At 65.6% G+C, this 6302-nt stretch carries 5 protein-coding genes; 1 reads left to right on the top strand and 4 read right to left on the bottom strand.

What is annotated here, in order from left to right; genetic code table 11:
* Window positions 1-25 precede the first annotated feature (25 nt).
* A complete protein-coding gene (locus WBQ44_RS07565; RefSeq protein ID WP_495566103.1) occupies window positions 26-886 on the bottom strand; it encodes a Cof-type HAD-IIB family hydrolase in 861 nt (286 codons plus the stop codon).
* 67 nt (window positions 887-953) lie between these two features.
* Between WBQ44_RS07565 and WBQ44_RS07560 the strand changes: the two genes are divergently transcribed.
* Window positions 954-1829, top strand: a complete 876-nt coding sequence (locus WBQ44_RS07560; protein ID WP_495566102.1) for an aldo/keto reductase — start codon at window positions 954-956, stop codon at window positions 1827-1829.
* On the opposite strand, the gene WBQ44_RS07555 is transcribed toward WBQ44_RS07560, so the two are convergent.
* The 3 genes from WBQ44_RS07555 to WBQ44_RS07545 form a co-directional block, all read right to left on the bottom strand.
* On the bottom strand, window positions 1826-3031 hold the full coding sequence (locus WBQ44_RS07555; RefSeq protein ID WP_495566101.1) for a metallophosphoesterase: 1206 nt from the start codon (window positions 3029-3031) through the stop codon (window positions 1826-1828). The two genes, WBQ44_RS07560 and WBQ44_RS07555, sit on opposite strands and share 4 nt — an antisense overlap.
* Window positions 3032-3039: 8 nt before the next feature.
* Window positions 3040-3687 (bottom strand): SDR family oxidoreductase, encoded by a 648-nt coding sequence (locus tag WBQ44_RS07550; protein ID WP_495566100.1) that lies wholly within the window; start codon window positions 3685-3687, stop codon window positions 3040-3042.
* A gap of 78 nt (window positions 3688-3765) precedes the next feature.
* Window positions 3766-6302 (bottom strand): PDDEXK-like endonuclease domain-containing protein (locus WBQ44_RS07545; protein ID WP_495566099.1); only part of this gene is annotated, 2537 nt, incomplete at its 5' end.

The raw sequence follows: 6302 nt of genomic DNA, 5'->3' as shown, positions 1-6302 counted from the left end.
GGCCGACTGGCCAGGGCTTCCCATGTCAGTTGGTCTCCTTCGTCTCGTGATCGAACGCGTTCTCTGTAGTTGGGCTGCCCAGCCGAACCAGTTCTTCGAGGTAGACCGCGACGCCGTCGTCGTCGTTGGACCCGAGCACTCGGTCCGCGACGGCCTTGATCTCCTCGCGGGCATTCGCCGTCGTCAATGCGGTCCCGGCCCACTCCAGCATGGGCAGGTCGTTGAATGCGTCGCCGATGGCCGCAACGTGTTGCCGGTCGATGTTCAACTCTCGGCACAGTCGCGCAAGTGCACTCGCCTTCGATACACCGGCAGCCGACATCTCGATGTACGGTGCACCCGAATGCGTCACCTCCACCCCGCCGACGGCGGCATCTAGAAGACTGCGATACAGCTCCACGCTGGGCCGGTCCGGGTGGCGTGCGACGATCTTGACTGTCGGCTCGTCGGCGAGAACCGTTGCCGAGACCTCCATTTCGTGCGGATGTCTATGGTGGTCGGAGAACACGCACAGTGCCGCGTATCCGCTTTCGGCAACAAAACGGGTCGGGCCGACCGTGGCGAACGCGATGCCGGGCACGAGCCGTCGAACACGATTCATCGCCGACTCGACCACGCTCGGGTCGATAGCCGTCGTCCCGGAAATGACGGGCGTCCCGTCCGCGAGGTCGAGGGCAACCGCACCGTTGGCACCGACGACCTTGCCGGTGAACCCACACGAGCCCGCCAACTCGTGAATGGAGTGGCGGGCGCGAGCCGTCGCCCAGACGACTTCGATTCCCGACGCACGCGCCGCAGCCATAGCCTCGGCAGTCCGAGGAGACACCGTCCGATCGGACCGCAGAAGGGTGCCGTCGAGATCGGTGGCGACCAGGTGCACTGTCACAACCCAAGATGATGCCAGCGCCCGCTTTCTCCTTCGGCATCGCGGTAGCGCCGCTACCCTGGGCAGGGTGAACACACCGAATGTGGCCCTCAACTCCGGAACCCGAATTCCCCAGGTCGGGCTGGGCGTGTGGCAGGCGGCAGACAGTGAGACCGAACGCGCGGTACGCCACGCATTGGCCGAGGCGAACTACCGCCACATCGACACGGCAGCCGCCTACGGCAACGAGGAAGCCGTGGGCCGGGGCATCGCGGCGTCGTCCGTTCCGCGGGAGGACATCTTCGTCACCACCAAGCTGTGGAACGCCGACCAGGGTTACGAGCCCGCGCTGAAGGCATTCGACGTCAGTCTCGGCAAGCTCGGCCTCGAGTACGTGGACCTGTATCTCGTTCACTGGCCGCTACAGGACGACGAACGGCTGCTCCGCACGTGGGATGCGCTCGAGAAGATCGCGGAAAGCGGCAAGGCCAAGGCGGTCGGCGTCTGCAACTTCGAACCCAGGCACCTGCAGTTGCTCGTCGACCGCGGCGGATTGCTCCCGGCGGTGGATCAGGTCGAGCTTCACCCGCATCTGCCCCAGCACGCTATCCGCGAGGCAGCCGCACGGCACGGCATCGCCGTCGAATCGTGGAGTCCACTCGGCGGCACCCACAATTCCGGATGGGGCAAGCAATCCAAGCCCAACACGCTTCTCACCGACGAGGTCATCACGTCGATCGGCGAGCGTCACGCCAAGTCCGCCGCGCAGGTACTCATCCGCTGGCATCTGCAGAACGGGTTGATCGTCATACCGAAATCCGTTCACTCGGAGCGCATTTCACAGAACATCGAGGTGTTCGACTTCGAACTGTCGGCTGACGACCTGAGTCGCATCGCGACCCTGGACGACGGCGTCCGCGTCGGCGCCCACCCCGACGAGCTCAATATCGGAGCGCCCGACTAGCGGCCTCGCGCCGATCGAAGCGTCAATACCGTGATCTCACTGGGCGCGAACACGCGGAACGGTGGTCCCCAATAGCCCGTTCCACGCGAGGTGTACAGCTGCGTGCGGGCTCCGTGACGACTCAGGCCGTGAACGGTTGGCTGATCCAGGCGGACCAGATATTCGAACGGCCAGATCTGTCCGCCATGCGTGTGCCCCGACACCTGCAGGTCGACATCGCGCAGAACAGCCTCGTCGATCTGTTTCGGCTGATGCGCGAGCAGAAGGACAGGCGCGGCAGCATCCGCGCCGTCGAGAGCCCGATCCAAATCCGCACCGTGGCCGGCCGTGCCCGACGCCGCGGCAGTGCGATCGTCGACACCGGCGACGAAGAGCTCGACGGCGCCCCGCCGCACCGTCGTTCGCCGGTTGTGCAGCGACGACCACCCGATGGACTCCATGTGATCGAGCCAGGCCTGAGCTTCGCCGAAGTACTCATGGTTGCCGGTGACGTAGACCCGCGCCAGCCGGGCTCGCACATCGCGCAGCGGCGCTACCTGCCGAGCTCGTTTTTCCACCGATCCGTCGGCGATATCCCCGACGTGGGCGACGATATCCGCGTCGAGCTCGTTGACCACCTCGACCACCTTCGCCGACCACCCCGTGCGGTCGAACGGCCCGTAATGCGTATCGGTGATCAGAACGAGGCGCGTGCCGTCCAGATCAGCGCCGAGACGCGGCAGCACCACTTCCCGCTCCACCACCCGCGGAACGCGCATGGCTTCACGGTTACCCCAAACACACAGCACGACAACGATTACGACCACGGAGACTGCGACGACCCGCGAACGGAGCGGGTCTTCGACTCCGACAACGAGGAGAACGAGCTCGGCGAGCGCACCGAGCACGCTCCAGACGAACGCGATCCACACCACCCCGAGAAGGGTGTCCCCTATGCGTGCCGCGCCGTCACGTCCACCCGCATGACCTGCCGCCATGGTCACCGGCAACGCAAGCGCGGCGATCACGATCAAGGCACACCCTGCCAGCCGCACAGCCACCGGCCAGTCGGCGCCGGCGAAGAACACCGTCCAGAGCGGAACCCCGAACAGCAGACCGACGACGAGAACTACCGTTGCCGTCCTCAGCAGCCGCCGACGAGTCGCACCAGGGGCTCGTGCAGTGGACGAACGTTCGGTGTCCGGTGGCGCCTGCTCAGTCATCGACGGCCCTACGCGATCGCGTCGGCGATCCGGGTGGTGCCGTTGTCGAATTCGATGAACCGACCGATGGTCGACGGCGTATCGACGACTGCAGCGACGACTGCAGCGACATCGTCTCGCGTCACCGACGACCCGGTGGCACCGTTCTCTCGCGTCGAGATCGACCCGGTGCCTGCGTCGGAGATCAACGCGCTCGGCCCGAGGATCGTCCAGGACAGCGACGTGGATCTCAGGTACTCGTCGGCGGTGGCTTTCGCGTCTGCGTACGCGAAGAAGGAGTTGCTCTCGTCGACGCCGTGACCCCGGCCTGCCCCGAAGTACGACACCATCACGTAGCGCCCGATACCCGCTCGGCCCGCGGCGTCCATCGACCTGATCGCGGCGTCACGGTCGACGGCATACGTCCGATCGGGATCTCCACCGCCCGCTCCCGCGGACCAGACGACGGCGTCGCAACCCTCCACGAGAGCGGCGATCTTCTCCACATCGAGGTACTCGATGTCGGCCACGATCGGGGTGGCTCCGGCGTTCACTATGTCGTCGACGTGCGCAGGATTTCGTACGATCGATCCGACCTCGTGGCCCCGGGCCACCAGCATCGGCGCGAGACGAAGCGCGACTTGTCCGTGGCCACCGAATACGGCGATTCTCGACATGCATTGCTCCTCAGGCGTGGAAACAGGTCGACTTCCAAACTAGCGCACCACGACACTTCGATACCTGCAGCCAGGGCGTCAGCGCCGGTTGTCGACGTCGCCGTCGTGTAAACCGTTCCGCGGGAGTTCTTTTGCCACGAACGAGAAATCGGACGTGCCGCCCGGCATCGTCCACACATCGGCGTCGGCGTCGGCGGGAGGCACCGGGGCAGGGTGCTCGGAACCGGTGTGCTCGGAACCGGTGTGCTCGAAACCGGTGTGCTCGAAACTGTCGGGCTCGGAACCGTTGGGCGTCGGCTCGAGGTCGATCGGTGTCCATTCGGTGAGCAGTGTCGGTGCGGAATCCACGGCTACCGAATCGGGCTCGATACCCGCCGCCGACAGCGTCGCCCACAGACTCGACATCGCCGCGTCCGGATCGAGGTGATACGCGGATTCGCGCACCCGCCAGAACGTCCACCCGCACCGCTCGAGCTCCTGCTCGCGCCGCAGGTCGGCCGCCAACCGCTCCGGGCTCCACGTGACGGTGTCGCCGTCGCACTCCACGGCAAGCCTGGAGGCCGAGCCGGTCACGACGAGGTCGATGCGTCGATTGTTGATCTCGACACCAGGATTGACGTGATAGCCGCGCTCCTGCAGATCGAGAAAAATCTGCTGCTCGAACAGGCTCGCGAAGCCCTCGTGCCGAACGTCACGGGACACCCCGACCGGCATCGGAGCGGCGGGGGCAGGTGACGTCGAGGTCATGTAGGTGAGCAGCGAGTTTCGCAGATCTGCACGTTTGAGCCGGTCGACCGTCACCGAGTGGAACAGCCACAGTTGGTCCTGCGCGCGGGACGCGGCCACGTTGAACCGGCGCTTGAACTGATTCGCAGTCAGCGCGACGAACGGCTGACCGGGTGCGACGACCATCGACAGGAAGACGACACTGCGTTCGTCGCCCTGGAAGTCCGGTGGCGTGCCGACCCTGAGGCGGCGGTCCTCCCACTGATCGATACCGATACGTTCGATCAGCTCGTTGCGGATCTCTTCGACCTGAGCCGTGCCCTGCAGCACGACGACGCCGAACGTCTTGCCCGCGTAGCGCGGATCGGCCAGACACTTGACGATCTGCCCGACGATCGCCAACGCTTCCGCCCGGTTGACCAACGTCGGTCCCTTACCGGCGACCGTGGCGTCGGGTACGTAGGAATGACGCAGAGGTGGCAGGCGGTCGGCGCCGAATTGGCGAACCGGGATGAGCGGTGAGTCGCCGTAGAACTGCTGACTCGACCAGTTGATGATCTCGGGCATCGATCTGAAGTGCTCGCGCAGCCGAACGACCTGACCGAAACGGGTGCGAAGCATCGAGAACAGAGAAGACCGCGGAGTGAGAGTGGCTCGGACGTGTTCGGGCAAGTCCGGAAGGTGTAGGTCGAGCCTGTCGAACACATTCTCGAGCGTCCCCGACTGCGGCACGTCCGCCGGTGCGCACTGCCGGTCGTCGCCGACGACGATGACTCTGGGCGCGAGATACAGGAGGAAAAGACTGGTGATGTCGGCCTGACTTGCCTCGTCGACGATGACGACATCGAAACTGTTCGCCATCGGCGGTACCGACGCCAGTACCTGCTGGAGCGGCATGACCCACGCAGGCACCGCGCTCTGCGCGTCGCGCATCGCCGAACGTGCGGCGCTCCGGAACGTTTCTGCATACTTGCCTGCACCCGCGCCGATGGCCGAGACGTGCTCGCGATACGTCTGCAGCGCCCGCACTTCCACCGCGGTCATTCGTTCCAGACAATCTCGCCACGCCATCGCAGCACCGAGCTTCGCCGTGAGGTACGCGAGATCCGCTTCTGCAGAGTTGGTTTCGGCTTCGAGGCGGTGCTCCTCACCGGAGGTGTTCAGGACACGGTGGATCCACTCCTCGGCACGGCGCCACGCCCAGGCCTTGGACATCTGCCAACTGAGCTCGTCCCAGTCCGTTTCGGCTGCTGTGGCAACCACCAACTCGTACAACGCGGGGGCCGCCTCGGACAGAGCCGTCGCCAGGTCGTCCTGCTCCCGCTGATCCCTGCGCTCCTGGCATGCGGCCAGGTAGTTCTCGCACGCCAGGACGACCTCGTCTTCGGCGGCGTGGCTCAGTGCCGTCACCAACGCTGTGCCCTCCGGCGACGGGCCGCTGTCGATCTGTGCAGCAACGGAATACAGAACTCGGTCGATCTCGGCCCGCGCAACGTCGGCGTCGATGCGGGTGGCGATCGCGCCGGCCGCGCCGGCGAATTGTGCTGCGTCGGCCAGACTTCGAATCCACGGCGCCGACGGCGACACCGCGTACAGGCGTTCGACGAGCGCGTCTCGCGAATGCAGGACGCCTGCGACCTGTGTCAATTTGCTTGCCACGAGCTGTAGGTCGTTGACCCGTCGAGAACGCGAACCCTCGGTCGAGACGGTGATGGACAGATCCGTCAACAAGACGGACGCGGTATCGACGATGTCGAGCGCACGAACGTGTTCGGTGACCAGCCGGGCCGCGGTGGCCGTCGTGACCGGGATTCCGTCGACCTCCGCCACGACACCGAGCTGCTCGACCGCCTTCTGCTGCTCGCTCTTGCGGAACCGCGGTCGATAAT

Origin of the sequence: Rhodococcus sp. (in: high G+C Gram-positive bacteria), assembly GCF_049591685.1 — a bacterium.
Classification (GTDB): Bacteria; Actinomycetota; Actinomycetes; order Mycobacteriales; family Mycobacteriaceae; genus Rhodococcoides.
This window is presented reverse-complemented; position numbering and strand designations above follow the sequence as displayed.

Bases quoted from the DNA above. Each gene is read 5' to 3' on its own strand.
- WBQ44_RS07550 (WP_495566100.1), bottom strand. From the start codon at position 3,687: ATGTCGAGAATCGCCGTATTCGGTGGCCACGGACAAGTCGCGCTTCGT.
- WBQ44_RS07555 (WP_495566101.1), bottom strand. From the start codon at position 3,031: ATGACTGAGCAGGCGCCACCGGACACCGAACGTTCGTCCACTGCACGA.